This is a genomic window from Streptomyces sp. BE20 (assembly GCF_036322525.1).
Classification (GTDB): Bacteria; Actinomycetota; Actinomycetes; order Streptomycetales; family Streptomycetaceae; genus Kitasatospora.
In genome coordinates, this window is sequence record NZ_JAQYWW010000011.1 from 1 (window position 1) to 320 (window position 320).

1 protein-coding gene is annotated in these 320 nt (G+C 75.3%); it reads right to left on the bottom strand.

Annotated elements, in window-relative coordinates; genetic code table 11:
• Positions 1 to 293: transglycosylase family protein (locus PUR61_RS00030; RefSeq protein WP_329874303.1), on the bottom strand; the 293-nt coding region annotated here is incomplete at its 3' end.
• Positions 294 to 320 lie beyond the last annotated feature (27 nt).

The window sequence follows — 320 nt, forward strand, 5'->3', positions numbered from 1 at the left end:
AGGTTGGCCTGCGAGGCGTAGGCGGTGCCACCGAAGGCGGCCCAGGTGCTGGAGGTGACCTGCAGTCCGCCGTAGAAACCGTAGCCGGTGTTGATGGCCCAGTGGCCAGCGCTCTCGCACTGGGCGACAGCGTGCCCGGTGGAGACTGGGGCGGCGGCGGCCGCGGTGGCCGGGCCGAGGCCGGCCCCCGGCAGGGCCGCGACCGCGGCGCCCGCCACGACAGCCAGCCGGACGCGGGAGCGCTTGGTGGCGGTGGAGGGGGTGGCAGCGGCGGTCTCGGTACGGAAGGTCATGAGGTTCCTCGCGACAGCCACGGGCGG